11 protein-coding genes are annotated in these 13897 nt (G+C 68.5%); 2 read left to right on the top strand and 9 right to left on the bottom strand.

Annotated elements, in window-relative coordinates; translation table 11 throughout:
- Nucleotides 1-3: 3 nt before the first annotated feature.
- From ACSYGO_RS19660 to ACSYGO_RS19630, 7 genes are all read right to left on the bottom strand, one after another.
- A complete protein-coding gene (locus ACSYGO_RS19660) occupies nt 4-495 on the bottom strand; it encodes a very short patch repair endonuclease (RefSeq protein WP_460387162.1) in 492 nt (163 codons plus the stop codon).
- Nucleotides 496-718: 223 nt separating this feature from the next.
- The gene (locus ACSYGO_RS19655; protein ID WP_460387161.1) at nt 719-1693 is read right to left on the bottom strand and encodes a NaeI family type II restriction endonuclease; all 975 of its coding nucleotides are present in this window, start codon (nt 1691-1693) and stop codon (nt 719-721) included.
- A 52-nt stretch (nt 1694-1745) separates the two neighbouring features.
- Nucleotides 1746-4682: a Z1 domain-containing protein gene (locus ACSYGO_RS19650; protein WP_460387160.1), complete on the bottom strand. Its 2937-nt coding sequence runs from the start codon at nt 4680-4682 to the stop codon at nt 1746-1748.
- A gap of 29 nt (nt 4683-4711) precedes the next feature.
- The gene (locus tag ACSYGO_RS19645; protein WP_432185997.1) at nt 4712-6253 is read right to left on the bottom strand and encodes an ATP-binding protein; all 1542 of its coding nucleotides are present in this window, start codon (nt 6251-6253) and stop codon (nt 4712-4714) included.
- A gap of 203 nt (nt 6254-6456) precedes the next feature.
- The gene (locus tag ACSYGO_RS19640) at nt 6457-7467 is read right to left on the bottom strand and encodes an SEC-C metal-binding domain-containing protein (RefSeq protein WP_460387159.1); all 1011 of its coding nucleotides are present in this window, start codon (nt 7465-7467) and stop codon (nt 6457-6459) included.
- A gap of 137 nt (nt 7468-7604) precedes the next feature.
- Nucleotides 7605-8042, bottom strand: a complete 438-nt coding sequence (locus ACSYGO_RS19635) for a hypothetical protein (protein WP_460387158.1) — start codon at nt 8040-8042, stop codon at nt 7605-7607.
- 228 nt (nt 8043-8270) lie between these two features.
- On the bottom strand, nt 8271-9746 hold the full coding sequence (locus tag ACSYGO_RS19630; RefSeq protein WP_460387157.1) for a glycoside hydrolase: 1476 nt from the start codon (nt 9744-9746) through the stop codon (nt 8271-8273).
- A 269-nt stretch (nt 9747-10015) separates the two neighbouring features.
- Between ACSYGO_RS19630 and ACSYGO_RS19625 the strand changes: the two genes are divergently transcribed.
- A complete protein-coding gene (locus tag ACSYGO_RS19625) occupies nt 10016-10852 on the top strand; it encodes a class E sortase (protein ID WP_460387156.1) in 837 nt (278 codons plus the stop codon).
- Between the two features lie 108 nt (nt 10853-10960).
- Here ACSYGO_RS19625 and ACSYGO_RS19620 read toward each other — a convergent pair whose 3' ends face one another.
- Entirely contained in the window at nt 10961-11578 is a 618-nt protein-coding gene (locus ACSYGO_RS19620; protein WP_435224022.1) for a tetratricopeptide repeat protein, read from the bottom strand.
- 44 nt (nt 11579-11622) lie between these two features.
- Complete coding sequence (locus tag ACSYGO_RS19615) at nt 11623-13143, bottom strand: MFS transporter (RefSeq protein WP_460387155.1); 1521 nt, start codon at nt 13141-13143, stop codon at nt 11623-11625.
- Between the two features lie 113 nt (nt 13144-13256).
- Here ACSYGO_RS19615 and ACSYGO_RS19610 point away from each other — a divergent pair, with 113 nt between their 5' ends.
- Nucleotides 13257-13784 carry a winged helix-turn-helix transcriptional regulator gene (locus ACSYGO_RS19610; RefSeq protein ID WP_426675539.1) on the top strand — a complete coding sequence of 176 codons (528 nt, stop codon included), beginning with the start codon at nt 13257-13259 and terminating at the stop codon, nt 13782-13784.
- Nucleotides 13785-13897 lie beyond the last annotated feature (113 nt).

The raw sequence follows: 13897 nt of genomic DNA, 5'->3' as shown, positions 1-13897 counted from the left end.
TCGTCAGGCCTTGCTCTGGCGGAGGCGGCTGACTGTGGCCGCGATCTTGAGGGCGCAGTCCTCTGCGGGGTCGTGCTCCCAGAACCGGAGCACGGTCCACCCCGCCGCCTGGAGTTGCTCGTCTGTATCGCGGTCGCGGGCCATGTTCCTGGCGACCTTGTCTGACCAGTAGCCAGGGTTTGTCCTGGGAGGCACGTAGTGCTCAGGGCAGCCGTGCCAGTAGCAGCCGTCGATGAACACAGCCACCTTCGTCGGGCGGAAGACGATGTCGGCTGTCCGGCGAAGGCTGGGCAGTGGTCTGGCGGCGACTCGATAACGCAGGCCCTGAGCATGCAGCAGGCTGCGAACCAGGCGTTCCGGCTTCGTATCCCGGCTGCGGATGGCTTGCATGTTCCGTCGCCGGGCAGCTGAGGATGCCCACGAACCTTCCGGCGGGCTCCAGTCCGCTTCCGGGTCGGACTCATTGCCTTCAGTGTCTGATGTACGGGTCACCATCGGGTCAGTGTCTCTGCGAGCTGCTCATAGTTTTCCGCTCCTATGGTGGCATGCGGTTCTGGGCTCTTGGCCATCAAGGCGTCTATGACCTGAAGATGTTTGCGCTGGGTGACCTCTAATTCCTTACGTTTCCTGCTGCTGGGCGCACGCTAATCGAAGATGTCAATGGTGATGGAATTGCTTGCGCCCGGCTCAGATGCGCCGATTCCGCTTCGCGCGTTCGTCATTCAGCGGTGTGCTTGGGGAGGAAAGGCGCTGTCTCTTCTGGATCGGAAGCGGTGGCAAGCACCCATATGCGGCCATCAAGTTCAACCCTGGGCTTGTCGTCGTGGTGAGGGCGGGCCTCGGCTACGCGAAAACTGACCAGTTCCCCGGGAACTTGCGGGACTGGGGCCCCGAGCGCCCTGGCCACGTCCTGATGCTTGGTGTAGTGCCCGGGGATGAGGATGCCGCGTTCCCGCAGCACGGTACGGGCCCGGCCCTTGGCTTCACGCACACGGGCCATGTAGTCGTGCTGCTGGGCAACAGTGCGGACGACGCCTCTGCCGATTCGTCTCATTTGTACGCGCTCGAAGAGTTCATTTACACGCTTCTGTCCTGAATTCGGTGCGAGGATAGCCTCTCGCGTCGCAGGATCCAGGTGAAGAAGTACATTTTCGGGAAGGGGGGCGTCCTTCCAGAGCCATGCGATTTTGTTGCGGTGCCCGGCCTTGATCGTAAGCTTGTGATCCCGGTTGCTGCCTCCGTTAAGCCACTCGCTTCGTATGCGCACAAGGCCTGCGCTCCAGCGGGACTTGCAGTCATCAGCCCAAACCAGCAGGCACAGGTGATTCAGTGCCTCGGGCGGGATCATCCAGCTGCCGAACTGCTGTGAATACTTGCAGTCCACGTCGATGCCGGCGATTCGATAGTCCATGTTGATGCCGTCGGCGAACTTGAACTTACGCTGAAGATTTATCTCCACTAGTGTGCCGGCGTGCGTCTTCTCTGTCTTGTAGAGGGTCTTCCAGTCGTACCGGCCCGTTTCCTCGCCATTGAGCAACTGATCGATGGTGTCGCGGAGTACTGAAGCAAACCGCCGGCCATCGGGATCCAGGCAGCGGATGTGTTCGTAAACCGTCTTGAGCTGGGCGTCTTCTGTATCCGCTGCCCCTGGGTTCTGTAGGGCGGGGCTGAAGTCATCCTTGAATGGCAGCAAGTCGTTTCCCTGGCTCATGTGTTGGGGCGGTTGCGCTGGTCCCGGAGATCTTCTACGGAGAGTCGATGACGATGGCGTCGGGACGGCTCGAGTCTTTGGCGCGGAACCGCACGAGTTGCCGTTTGGAGTCGATAGCTGCACTCGGCGGGATGACGGTGAAAGCCATGATGACTTGGGAGGAGTCGGCGACACCATTGGTCACGACTTCTCTTACTTCCGCGTCCGTTGTGGCATCGACTACGGGGTATAGCAAGACCACTCCTCGGTATGGCCCGACGTCAGGCACCCCGGGTTCGGAAGGCGCCACTCGGGCGCCATCGATCAGCTGCTGCGCGTAGGCCCGGTGCTCAAGCCCGGATATACGTCCGAATGCCTTGCCGGCCTGTCGGCTTCGGCGGAACAGAGAGAACGGGCCGTGCCCGAGTACGGATGCCTCGATCCGGTGAAGTGCTGTCCGGCGGGGGGCGATCACGAGCCAGTCGTCCACCCGGGCCAGTCGGCCGTCGAGCTGAGACAAGTAGGTCAGGTGGGGAGCGAGGACCTTCCCGCCTTCCCAGTCCAGAGAACTCAGAACACTCAGCAACGCGGCGTGGGGCACGACCGCTGTGGTTGCCTGGAAACTGCGTGGCAGCGGCGTCGTACTGTCCGGCTGGAGTCGGCACGTTACCGCCTCGCTGCTGAGCAGAGAGAGAACAGGCCGCCAGCGCTCAGTGTTGAGCCCGGTGACATGACCGTCCCGGGGGTAGGCGGCGGGCTCGATGGGCTTGCCCGGTGACCGCACTTCTACCAGCTCTGCGTTGAACATCTTGTTTCGGGCTGAGGGCCTGACCCACGGCAGGTGCTGCGCCACCAGAGGTGGAATCTGCGCAGGTGTTACCTGCGGTCGGCCGTCCACGAGCGGTGCGTACCGTGCCAGCTCCGACCGGAACAGTTCCTCATCCCGGCAGATAGCCTCGAATGCTTCGTAGAGGTCGACCGTTTTGTTCTTCGTGAGCGGCTCTTCCCGGCCGATGTACAGGCGAACGAGATCCCGGTAGCCCGGACGGAATCCGAACCATCGGCCCATCTGCATGAGGGTGTCTGCCTGTTGTGTAGTGCGGCGGTAGTACGTGACTGTCAGACCTTCGACGGTGAATCCCCGGGAGAGCTTTGTGCCGCCGACGAGGATCTTCCACACACGCGGCGTGCGGTCGAAGTCCAGATCGATCTGGGAGAAGAAGCTGTCGGTGTCTCCATTGACGACAATGACCGGGCTGCCGCCCGAGTTGATGAGCTGGCGCGCCCTGAAGATGTACGGCTTCAGGGCCACGTAGGACACAGGGTTGGGCAGACCGGTGTCGGAGCATCGCTGGAAGTCGGAAGACAGCAGGGACTCCAGGCGTGCATGGCCGTCTGGCCCCGTGTAGTCCGCGCGGCTCCACATATCCCTGATGCGTTCGGCCAGTTCCGCGTGGTCATTTGTGCGTACCGAGGAATGCACCAGCATGGTGTGATGCCGGAACGGACCCTCGGGCGCGCCGTGGTCTGCTCGGTACAGCTTGAGGGCGCCGGTGAGGAGGAAGGCGTCCATGGCTTCCTGGAGACGGTCGCCTGTGTCCTCGTAGATGCCCCGGACGTGAGTCCGCTCCGCGGTGCCGTCGGGGCTGTCGAGGTCATGGAAGTCCTGGACTCCCATGTAACCGGACGGGCGAGGGAGAGAGACCAGAAAGTCCCGCGGGAAGATGTCGTCACCGTCGCCGGGATCGACGAATACGTTGGCGAAGGGCGTAGCCGTGTAGCCGACGTACTGGGCTCTGGGGAGGATCTTCAGTAGGTCCGAGATAAGGCCGTTGATAGCCGTCCTTGTGACCTTTCCGGCCTCCCACTTCTTGGGGTCGGTGGTGTTGACCGAAGCCTGGTCGGACTCATCATCGATGATCAGTGCGGGAATCTCGGAGAGGAGCGGGCCGATCTTGCGCAAGTCCTGAACCAGGTTGGACAAGACGGTCTTGTTCTTCTTCACGACCATGACGCGAGCTGCGGTGCGGTGCAGGTTCGCTGCGTCGTACAGCGGCCGCGTGCGGTCGTGCTTCTCGAACTCAAGGGTGCGGATACCGTTCAGAAGCCGGCGGTAGTCGTCGCGGTTGGTGGTGAGTCGCTCGACATCGAACGCGCCCAGTATGGAGGGGCGGCCGCCGTGGGAGACGAACTTGTGTGGCCAGTCCTCGTCGTCTTGGTAATCGATGCCTACGAGTGCGTCCAGATCCGTTGGGTCCGCACCACGCAAGATGTTCTCCTGGCCGATCAGCTCCATATCCAGACGGCGCTGTGTCTGAGCGCGCAGGAGATTCAGCGTGCCGCCGAGGACGATGACCAACCGGTAGCCAGCGTCGATAGCTTTGGCGGTCACGCCCGTGAAGTTGGCTGTCTTGCCGGACTGTACGTAGCCGACGACCAGTCCTCGGGCGCCAAATGCCTCTTCGCGAGTCGGGTCGGAGAGCCGCTCAACGACGCTGTGTGCAGCCTCGTCCAAACTGGAGACCGCCGCGTTGCTCCAGCCCTTCTGGCGCAGAAGGCGTTCGTACGCATTCCAGTAGAAGGAACGGGCTACCGCCGACTCCCGGGTATACCAGGGATGGAATTCCTTGCTGATGACAACGGCACCTGGCTCCTTGAAAATTGGTACGGCGGAGTCAAGGGCCTTACGCAGATCGCCTCCGAAGCCGAGCCGTGTGTAGGCATCAGCACGGCGCTCGTCCGTGCGAGGGGGTGCGCTGGACCAGGCCGTCTGCGACTCCAGATCCCAGGTAGTCAGTGTTCTGTGCCACAGAGCGGTCAGCTCATCCCCGGGGGAGGCAGCCATGAGGCGGTCGTGGAACCTGTCGAGGTCCGCATCGCTGGGCTCCGGGTCCTCCGAGAGGGCGAATGCGAGCCTGGCGAAGGCTTTGGGGCCGCCACGGTGCATCGCAGCCAGAACGTCGACGTGGAGGTTGAGGAGGTGGTCAGTCATCGGGTTATCCAGTCGTTCCAGCCGACAGCTCAGCTGATGGCGTCGTAACGGGCTATCTCACAGTGGGCGGCAGAGATCAGGACGCTGTTCCAGAGCGCCATCTCGTCATCGCGCTGGGCGCTAGAGCGCCCCATGCGGAAGTTCTTCTCAAGTAGGAGATAGAGCAGCCCTTTGAGGACAGGAGCGTCGTTCGAGCCTGCGTGACGGTCGCCGTTGAAAGCCTGGCGGTACTGCTTGTTGAGGCGAACAACGTGCTCATCTCGGTCGATGCCGAAGAAGACATCGGAAGGCATCGATTCCCAGCGGAACGTGATCGGAGTTTCGCCGTCCAGCTGTGGCAGCTCGTCACGCAGAGTGCGCTTCAGCTTGGGATCGATGCCCTTACCTGGAGGGATGACCTCGGTGCGCTTGACCTCGGTGGAGCGCCGGGCGGCCTCACGGTAGACAGTCTCGGCTTCCTGGAGATACGCGGTGAAGGTCTCGCCTGTGTCGCTGCTGGCTTTCTCCAGGCCGCGGGCGAACGCAGGCGTGACGTTCACGCCGTCCTTCTTGACGGTGAGACTGAAGACCTCGTTCGGAGCGGACGGCAGCTCGACGGCGATTCGGGCCAGATTGTGGTGAGCTTCGGCGCTACGCGTTCCGTTCCAGCCGCCTGCCTGCACGAGCCGGTCATGGCGGTAGATGTAGAAGCCCTGCCGTTCGGCGAGGGATCCGATACCCCGGTATGCGACCAGAGGGGATTTGGGGGGCCAGACGTGCGCTGTCATCGCGACTTCACCCGCGCCTTCGACGGGAGCCCTGTACGTGCGGGGGTACCCAGCCTTGCCGGGGACGCGGTAGCCGAACGGATCGATGGGCTCGACACCACGGTGGTCGAGCTCCTCCCGGGTGTGTGCGTCTTCGACGACGATGTCGATGTCGAAGTTGCCGCGGCTGAGGAAGCGATGCAAGTAGAGGCCGAGATGCGTTTCCAGCTTCTCGATCGCGTCATTGAGAAATCGGTCTGTCTGACCGGCTGTCACGGTCTCGAAGGCACGCACTCCGTCCCAGCGCACGATGGTTCCGTGCCATTCGATGATGCCGTCATAGCGGTCCACGAGGTTCTGGCAGTAGCGCGCATCGACGATGTCACAGCTGAAGTCGGCTTCAGCCGCCGCTGTGCGCCAGCGGCGGCCTGCTGAGGGACTTCGTATCGTCCGGCTGATGACCGTGAGGGCATCGGCGTGCGAGAGCGAGGCTGCTTTCAGGCCGGCGCCGAAGTGACCGAGCGCAGCGTCGCCGTAGTCAGCGCGGCCCCCTACGGTCATCGCGACATCGAGTCCGGCTTCGTTCATGCCGTGCCCGTCATCGATGACGAGCAGGCTGACCAGTCGCTCCTCGTCGCGCAGAAAACTGACGACAACTTTGCTTGTCGCAGCGTCTATGGAGTTGTCGATGAGGTCGGCTATGGCTGCTTCGAAGCTGTAGCCCTGATGGGACAGGGACTGCACATAGCGCGCTGCTGGCGGGAGCTTCTTGCTTCCGCTCGTCGGGACCTCGTACTCCCAGTCTGCGGACGGCGCGTAGGACATCGGCGGTGTTGCTCCCGGATGCACAGGACGGGACCTGTGGGGGGGAGGATGGCCCGTCAGTTTCTCACTGATACAGAGGACGGTACTGCAAGAAACTGGCATGGCATATCTTGAGCTGATAATTGAGAAGTAAGGCCCCGATCAGGGGCTGAATCAAGGCAACTCCTCGTCAGGTCCTGTGCGCTAGAGCATCCGATGGGGAACTACCCAGCCCCATGGCACTCCCCATACCCCCGCCCCGACCCGCACCAGCAGACGGACCCCCGTTGCGGCGGCCACGCCTCCGCCCGTCCCCGGGCCGCCAGGGTCGTCGCGTACTGGGGGAGGAGGGTCGGGTCGGAGGGGGACGTGGCCTCCGAGGCGGCGAAGGCCTCGTAGGAGGGGACCGTGCCGGTGACGATGCCCAGGTTCGGGGTGCCCGAGGCGGACAGTTCGCGCAGGGAGGCTTCTATCGTCGTGAGGTGCTCCTCGTGCGAGGGGTACTCGGCGGAGAGGCCGGGGTAGGCGCTCACGAGCTCCGTGAGCTCCGGCGCCGTCCAGTGCAGGACCGCCACCGGGAAGGGACGGGAGAGCGCCTCCCGGTACGTGCCGAGCTCGGCCCGCAGCCGGCTGATCTCCGCCTGGATGTCCGCCGGGTTGTCGGAGCCCAGGGACCAGACCCGCTTGGGGTCGTGGAGCTCGTCCAGGGAGACGGACGACGAGTGCAGGGTGTCCGCGAGGGTGTCCCAGTCGTCGTGCGCCGCGCCCAGCATCCTGCGCACCCGGTGCCGGCCGAAGAGCACGGGCAGGGTCGAGTACGGGGGCTCGGACCCGTCCGAGAGCAGCAGGGTGGCCGCCTCGGTGAACGTCGCCTGCGCCGCCTCCAGCTCGTCGTGGTGCTCCAGCGCCTCCGCGACGATCACCCAGGGGGCGGCGTCGCGCGGGGCCGCGGCGCGGACGCCGTCGATGATCGCGCGCGCCTCGGCCTCGTGGCCGTACTCCCACAGGTTCGACGCCTTCAGGGCGCGTACGAGGTACGGGTCCTCCAGGGGCGAGGAAGCGAGCAGGCTGTCGTAGAGCGACGTGGCGCGGGCGCGGTCGCCGGCCAGTTCGAGGTGCGCCGCGGCCTGCACGAGCAGGTGTTCGGCGTCCTCGGGGTAGAGCTCGGCAGTCCGCTCCAGGCGTGCTGCTTCGGCGTTGTGGTCGACGTTCTCGGCAGGCGTGTCGGGGCGCATGGGGGACACCGTACTGCCGTCACCGTACGAAAGTGAGATACGGGCAGGCCAGGGCAGTGGCCGGGAGCCGTCGGCGGCGGACCCGGGAGCCCGGTGCCGCACGTCGGTACGGACCCTGGTGCCGGACCCCGTGTGGATCAGTAGCCGTATCCCTCGGGCAGCAGCGTCGCGATGCGGACCAGGACGGTGGTCAGCGTGCCCGCGCACAGCAGGGCTCCCGCCCAGGCGCCGATGACCGCCGACCGGTAGCGGTCCGGAGCGTCCAGGGTGACCGAGTCGGGGGCGCCGGGGACGCACAGGAGGCGGACGCGGCTGCCTTCGGGCAGGGCGTGGGCGCCGATCGTGTCAGGGACGGCGCGCTCGTGCTCCACGCCGTCGTCCCCGGTCCAGCGGACCACCGGATGCAGGGCCGCGTACGTCGCCTCGCGGGACGCCAGGTGCCCGGTGACCGTGCCCTCGACGCGGCGCGCGGTGCGGCGCACGACGCGTTCGGTCACGGCGACCATGCCCTGTTGGCCGGTCACCGCCACGCCCGCGAGGAAGGGGATCAGGGCCAGCAGCCAGTACGCGCTCATGGCCGGGGAGTCTATGGGGGCGCGAGGGGCGAGGGGGCTTGTGGGGCTGGGGAGTTGGGCATCCCGCAGTGCACCGATGCGGGGCCGGGGAAGCCGGACACCGGATGAAGGGGGCCAAGGGGCCGGGTGCGAGGACCCCGCCCCGCCAACCCCGGCCCCGCCCCCTCCGACCCCGGCCCCGCCCCCTCCGACCCCGGCCCCGCCCCCTCCCACCCCGGCCCCATCCCCTCAGACCACCACCCCATCCACCTCCAGCGTCTGTACCGCCCCCGCCGCGAACGGCACGGCGACCGTCTTCCCGGTCAGGTACGTGTCCGTGTGGGCGGTGTAGCGGTCGCCGCCGCCTCCGGTGAGGGTGTTCCAGCGGCGCACCAGGCCGCCGGTGGAGCCGGTCACCGTGCCGAAGCGGGAGAGGTCGAAGGTGAAGGTCTGGGCGGAGGACGCCTTGTTGAGCGCCACGATCACCAGACGGCGGGCGCTCCGGTCCAGGGCCGCCACCGCGTGGTCCACCCCCGTGTCCAGGATCGTCATGCCGGGCCGGATGTGGCGGCTGAACTGCGCCATGACGTAGTGCTTCGTCTGGACCGCGCCGGGGGTGAGGGTCCCGGCGTCGTACGCGATCATCGCCCAGCCCGCGGACGGGTCCATGACCTGCCAGTAGACCCAGGCGGTCGGGTGCAGCCAGCGGAAGTCCAGCAGGAGATTGCTCGCGAGGGTGGCGCCGGTGCCGTCCGCGTCGCCGTACTCGGAGTTCCACAGGCTCTTGCGCGCGGTCGTCACGGCGTCCGTGTGGAGGAGGTCGCGGCGCCCGCCGGCCCCCTGGTAGCCGTGCACGTTGACGCGGTCGACCAGGGCCTTCGTCGTCGAGCCGAAGGAGTTCCACGTCGTACGGGCCAGGTCGTAGCTGGTCTCGTCGGACGCGGCGATCCGCGTGCCGGTCAGGCCCCGCTTGTCCAGCTCGCTCCTCAGGTGGGGCAGGACGGCGGCCTGCACGGAGGAGTCCATGTGGCAGCCCTCCTGGGTGCCGGTGGCCGTCCACCAGCCGGAGGACGGCTCGTTGAAGGCCTCGACCGTCGAGAAGTCCACACCCCAGTCGTTCCTGGCGCGGAGGGCGACCGCGGCCAGGTGGGAGGCGTGCTGGCGGTAGTTCCAGGACTGGAGGTTGTTGCCGCCGCCGGACGCTCCGGACGGGTTGTGGTTCAGACACATCCACCACATGGGGGAGTTGGCGAACAGCTCGCCGGTCGCGCCGCGCGCGGTCGCCTTGACGAGGGCGGCGCGCTGCGTGGCGTCGGCCGTCCACTTCCAGGCCGAGGAGGCGGGGTCCTCGTTGTTCCAGTCCTGCCAGTAGCCCTCGATCTGCTTGAAGGCGGGGATGCTCGCGGAGGCGACCATGCTCTCGCCGTTCACGCTGTTCCAGCTGCACGCGCCCAGGTTGTAGCGGGCGATGTTCAGGCCGAGGCCCGGCAGTGAAGTGCCGTTGTACGTCGTCGACTTGGTGGTGAAGAAGAGGTCGGCGAAGTCGTCCCTGGCGCCGAAGACGTTGGCCCACCAGGCCAGCGAGGTGCCCCAGCCCTCCCAAGTCCCGTACGACGTCGCTGGGTTGACGTTGATCGTCGCGTCCGCGCGGGCGGTGCCCGTCGCCAGGGTGCCGGCGAGGGCCGTGCCGCCCGCGGCGGCCAGCAGTGTTCTGCGTCGGATCATGCTTCTCCGTCCGGCCGACTCCCGGCCGTTCCCACGGGGTCGGCGTGTCGACTCGGCTGCCGGCCGTCCGCCGGCACTGGCCGTCGCGCTGCTGCCACAGGAAGGATCGGGTGCGGCGCGCGGGCTTGTCGAGAGTTGCGACAGCCCTTTCTAAAACCGGTGTACGAAGAGGAGTCCGGGAGGCCGGGAGGCGCGGGTCTGGAGACTTGCGGGGGGATCGCCTACGGTGCGGGCCCGGCTGCCCGCCGGGCGGTGAAGGAGGCGTACGCATGCGGGCTCACCCAGGGGGCGTACGCGGCCGGGTTCCCGGCGTCGTGCACCACGGCACCCGCAGACGGCGCGCACTGCTCCGCCGGGCCCTGTGGGCCGGCGGCGAACTCCTCGTCACCGTCGGCCTCGTGCTGCTGCTCCTCGTCGTCCACCAGCTGTGGTGGACCAACCGGCAGGCCCGGCACGACGCCGAGCGCAAGGTGCAGGCGCTGGAACGGGAGTGGGGCGAACCCCGGGCGGACGCCTCCGCACCGGCCGACGGCCCCGGTGGCGGTGTGGCGAGCGACAGCGACTCCGCCGGTGAACCGGACCCGGCCGAGGGTGCTTCCGCGGCCGGCCGCGGGCGGGCCGCCACCGCCGGCGGCTCCGGGCAGCAGCCCCGCTGGTCGCAGGCGTACGCCGTCCTCACCGTCCCCCGCCTCTCCCTGCGCGTCCCCGTCGCCGAGGGCGTCAGCAAGCCGGGCGTGCTCGACAAGGGGTACGTCGGCCACTACAAGGGCACCCAACAGCCGGGCCAGGCGGGCAACTTCGCGCTCGCCGGGCACCGCAACACACACGGTGAGCCGTTCCGGTACATCAACCGGCTGCGGCGCGGCGACACGATCACCGTCGAGACCAGGACCGCGCTGTACACGTACGTCGTCGACCGGACCCTGCCGCAGACCTCGCCGAGCGACGGCGGGGTCATCCGCGGCGTGCCGCGCAGCACCGTCCGGCCGTCGTACGGGTACAGCGAGCCCGGCTACTACATCACCCTCACCACCTGCACCCCCGAGTACACGTCCAGGTACCGGTTGGCGGTGTGGGGGAAACTGCGCTCCATGCGGCCCCGTTGAGGCCACCGGAGAAGTCCGCGGGCAGGGCGTGTGCGAGATCCGGCCGGCCGGGCGTCGCGGACCCGGGCTGATCCGGACGAAGCCCCCGAGAAGCGGGGCGGGGAGTTCCTAGAGGCGGGGCGGGCCCGGCGGGGACGCCGCCGGGCCCTTGCCCTGCGCGTGCAGCAGCGTCGCGAGTTCGTACTGCGCCACCACGTCGCCCCCCTCCGCCTGCGGGCGGTACAGCTCCTCCGCCTCGGCGTACCGGCCCAGCGCCGCCAGGCAGGAGCCGAGGTCGCGCCAGGCGAAGCGGTGCCCGAGCGTGACGGCGAGGCGGTACCACTCCACGGCCGCCGTCAGGTCGCCGTCCAGCCGTCTCCAGTAGCCCAGTTGACCCGCTGCCCGCGCGCTGCCCGCCCGTGCCATCCCGGCCACCAGCTCCTCGGCCTCGGCGACCCGGCCCGACGCCCACCGGCGCATCTCCTGGGCCATGGTCACCAGCCAGTCCGGGTCCCGGCGCACTTCCGCCTCACGGCGCAGCCAGTGTTCGGCCTCCGCCTCGTGAGCGGGGTCGGTGTGGGCGAGTCCGCTGGCCGTCCAGGCCAGTCGGCGCACCGATTCGAGGTGGCCCGCTTCGGCGAGCGGCACGAGATACCGCTTCGCCTCCTCGTGACGCCCCTGGTCCATGAGGTCGCTGCCGAGCCGGTACTGGGCGGAGGCGTCGCCCTCCGCTGCCGAAGTCGCCATGACCGGCACCCTACGGGGGACCGCGGTCCCCCGGGCGCGGTCGGTCAGGTCCGTTCCCGCAGCACCAGCACGCCGGCCGCCGCCAGCAGGGACAGCCCCGCGGAGACGCCGATCGCGATGTCCGCGCCGTGGCCCGGCCCGCCGGTGGAGGTCACCAGGGCGATGGTGAGGGCGACCCCGGCGCAGGACCCGATGTAGCGGAACGTCTGCTGGGCTCCCGAGCCCATCGCGGCGCGTGCGGCCGGTACGGACTCCACCGCGAGCAGCGGCAGGGAGGCGTTGAGCAGGCCGCTGCCCACTCCGGAGACGACGAAGCCGGGGAGCAGCCGTGTCCACGAACCGGCGTCGACCGCGCCGAGCATGGTCAGGACGCCGACCGCGTGCAGGGCGAAACCCAGGACGAGCTGGTGGCGCGGGGAGACCCGGCCCGCGAGGCGCCGCGCCTGGAGGGCGACCGCGAAGGACAGTCCGGACCAGAGCAGGAACAGCCAGGCCGTGTCCATCGCGGACAGGCCGAGCGTCCGCTGGAGCAGCGCCGGCAGGAAGCTGAACAGGCCGATCACCGCGAGGCCCGTGAACATTCCGCCCGCGGACGAGGCGAGGAAGCGGCGGTGCCGCAGCAGACCGAGGTCGATCATGGGGGTGGCGGTACGGCGTTCGACGGCCACGAAGGCCGCCGTCAGGACGACGAAGGCCGCGAGCAGCAGACCCACCGGCGCGCGCAGCCAGCCGTCGCGGCCCAACGTGAGCGCGGCGACGAGGGCCACCAGGGCGAGGCCGAACGTCAGGGCTCCGGCCAGGTCGGGGCGGCCGCCCCGAGGTGCGCGGGACTCGGTGAGGGCGCGGGTCCCCAGCAGGGCGACGACCAGAGCCGCCGCGCCCAGCACCGCGTAGGCGACCCGCCAGCTCAGCGTCGAGGCGATGCCGCCCGCGAGCAGCGGACCGACGGCGATGCCGCCGCTGACGAACGCGCCCCACACGCCGGTCGCGTGCAGCCGGCCGCGCGGGGTCGGGAAGGCGTGGACGATCAGACCCAGGCCGCTCGCGAGGATCGCCGCGCTCGCCGCGCCCTGCGCGATGCGGGTCAGCGTGAACAGCCAGGTCGAACCGGCGAGCGCGCCCAGCGCCGTGGTGATGCCGAGGGCGACCGTGCCGGACAGGAAGATCCGGCGGCGTCCGTAGTCGTCCGCGAGGCTGCCGGCCACCAGGAGCAGCGCGGCCAGGCCCAGCGGGGTGCCGTTCAGCAGCCAGGCCTGGGCGGAGACCGAGGTGTGCAGCGCGGCGGCGGTGTCGGGCAGCGTGACCATCGGCGCCGTGTACGTCATCAGGGCCACCGCGGTGGCCGCGCTGGTGACGCCGAGGGTGGGGGCGGCGCGCGGGGTGGTGCCCGGCGGCGGGGATGCGGTGGCCTCCCCTGAGCCCGTGGAGCCCGTGGCTGCGGTGGCCTCGGTGGTGTCGACGGCGCCGGCGGCTCGGGCGGCCACGGTGGACCCGTCGGTCCCGGTGGCCCGGGTGGCCTCGGCGGTCGCGTCGGTGGAGGTGTCGGTCCGGTCGAGCCGGGTCATGGCCTGCCCCTTCGGAGCGTGAGTTCGTTCATTGAACCTTCGGATGTTCCGACCGTAGCACCCTAGGTTCGTTCACTGAACCAAGATGGCGGAAAGTGGCTACAGTGGGGGGCATGGCTCTGGGCAAGGACTACGCGACACAGGAGTGCTCGATCGCCCGCGCACTCGAAGTCGTGGGCGAGCGCTGGACGCTCCTCGTCATCCGCGACGCGCTCTACGGCGTGCGGCGCTACAACGACTTCCTCGTGCATCTCGGCATCCCGCGCGCCGTCCTGGCGGCCCGCCTCCAGACGCTCACCACTGAGGGGATCCTCGAGAAGCGCCGCTACCAGCAGTCGCCGCCGCGCGACGAGTACGTCCTCACCGACCGCGGCATCGCCCTGTGGCCCACGCTGCGCGCACTGGGGCTGTGGGGCCGTGAGCACTTCACCGAGACCAAGCTGCGGACGTTCCGCCACGCGGACTGCGGCACCGAGCTCGGTTCCTACGGCGAATGCCCCGCCTGCGGAACCGTCGTGCCCGTCCCGGACGTCGAAATGGTGCCGGGACCCGGACTCGATCCGGACCCGGCGGATCCGGTCAGCCGGGCCCTGCTCGAGCCGAGAAGGCTGCTGCGACCGATCGAGACGGATCCTGTATAACGGCAGGAACGTCAGGCGCGGCAGGAAGCCGTGGCGCGGGACGGCCGAGGCAGGCCCGCCGCACCGACGGGCGCGAGGCCAGGCGCACGTACCCGTACGGGTACGAGCGCAGG

The sequence above is a fragment of the Streptomyces krungchingensis genome (assembly GCF_054729265.1).
Note: the sequence above shows the minus strand (reverse complement) of the source record. Positions and strands in the feature narration are given on the sequence as shown.